The 1642-nt window shown below is 72.8% G+C and carries 2 protein-coding genes; both read right to left on the reverse strand.

Features of this window, described 5'->3' with window-relative positions; translation table 11 throughout:
* Positions 1-263: 263 nt before the first annotated feature.
* On the reverse strand, positions 264-1061 hold the full coding sequence (locus tag B7L92_RS37740) for a type III pantothenate kinase (RefSeq protein ID WP_004985017.1): 798 nt from the start codon (positions 1059-1061) through the stop codon (positions 264-266).
* Between the two features lie 4 nt (positions 1062-1065).
* A partial coding sequence (gene nadC / locus B7L92_RS37745; protein ID WP_081241606.1) for a carboxylating nicotinate-nucleotide diphosphorylase occupies positions 1066-1642 on the reverse strand: 577 nt, incomplete at its 5' end.

Raw genomic sequence — 1642 nt, forward strand, 5'->3', positions numbered from 1 at the left:
GCCCACGCCCTACGGATCCCGCGGCGGCATGGCGTTCGGCGTGGAGGAGCTGCGCGTGCTCCGCCGCGCCCTCGCCCTCGCCCTCCACCCCGCCACCGCCGCGGGATCCGTAGGGCGTGGGCATGCGGCGACGATACGCGCTAATCAGACAAGCAGTGCATAAGGGATGGGTGTGGCGTGAAGGCACCACCCGGGTGGGCGGGCGCCCGCCGTCGTCCCCGGCTCGCCGCCGCACACGGCTGCGGGCACGCGCCGGGCACCCGCTACATCCGCGACACGTTCCGCTCGTACACCAGGCGCAGGCCGATCAGGGTGAGCCAGGGCTCGTGCTCGTCGATGACCGAGGACTCGCCCAGGACCATCGGGGCCAGACCGCCCGTGGCGATCACCGTCACGTCGTCGGGGTCGGCGGCGAGTTCCCGGGCCATGCGGTGGACGACGCCGTCGACCTGGCCGGCGAAGCCGTAGACGATGCCGGACTGCATCGCCTCGACCGTGTTCTTGCCGATCACACTGCGGGGCCGCGCCACCTCGATCTTGCGCAGCTGGGCGCCGCGGACACCGAGCGCCTCCACGGAGATCTCGATGCCGGGGGCGATGACGCCGCCGATGTACTCCCCGCGGGCGCTGACCGCGTCGAACGTCGTCGCCGTGCCGAAGTCGACGACGATCGCCGGGCCGCCGTAGAGGTCGACCGCGGCGACCGCGTTGATGATGCGGTCGGCGCCGACCTCCTTGGGGTTGTCGGTGAGGATGGGCACCCCGGTCTTGACGCCCGGTTCGACCAGGATCGCGGGGACGTCGCCGTAGTAGCGGCGGGTCACCTCGCGGAGCTCGTGCAGGACGGAGGGGACGGTGGCGCAGATGGCGATGCCGTCGATGCCGTCGCCCAGCTCCTCGCCGAGCAGCGGGTGCGTGCCCATCAGGCCCTGGAAGAGGACCGCGAGCTCGTCGGCGGTGCGGCGCGGGTCCGTGGAGATGCGCCAGTGCTCGACGATGTCGTCGCCGTCGAAGAGGCCCAGGACGGTCTGGGTGTTGCCCACGTCGATCGTCAGCAGCATGGCTCTACTCCACCGCGCGCAGGTCGAGGCCGATGTCGAGGATCGGCGAGGAATGGGTGAGGGCTCCCACGGCGAGGTAGTCGACGCCCGTGCCGGCGTACGCCCCGGCGTTCTCCAGGGTGAGGCGGCCGGAGGCCTCCAGGGCGGCGCGGCCCCCGACGATCGCCACGGCCTCCTCGCACTCGCCGGGCGTGAAGTTGTCCAGCAGGATCAGGTCGGCGCCGGCGTCCACGACCTCGCGGAGCTGGTGGAGGGTGTCCACCTCGACCTCGATCGGGACGTCGGGGAAGCGTTCGCGGACCGCGCGGAAGGCCTGGGCGACGCCGCCGGCGGCCACCACGTGGTTGTCCTTGACCAGGGCCGCGTCCGAGAGGGACATGCGGTGGTTGACGCCGCCGCCGCAGCGCACCGCGAACTTCTCGAGGCCGCGCAGGCCGGGAGTGGTCTTGCGGGTGTCGCGGACCTTGGCCCCGGTGCCGTCGAGGGCGTCCGCCCACGCGCGCGTGGCCGTCGCGATGCCCGACAGGCGGCACAGGAGGTTGAGGGCGCTGCGCTCGGCGGTGAGCAGGTCGCGGGTGCGG

The sequence above is a fragment of the Streptomyces viridosporus genome, assembly GCF_002078235.1.
Lineage (GTDB): Bacteria > Actinomycetota > Actinomycetes > Streptomycetales > Streptomycetaceae > Streptomyces > Streptomyces viridosporus.

What these genes read in the sequence shown, in the direction of transcription:
- B7L92_RS37740 (WP_004985017.1), bottom strand. Translation starts at nt 1,061, where the DNA reads ATGCTGCTGACGATCGACGTGGGCAACACCCAGACCGTCCTGGGCCTC.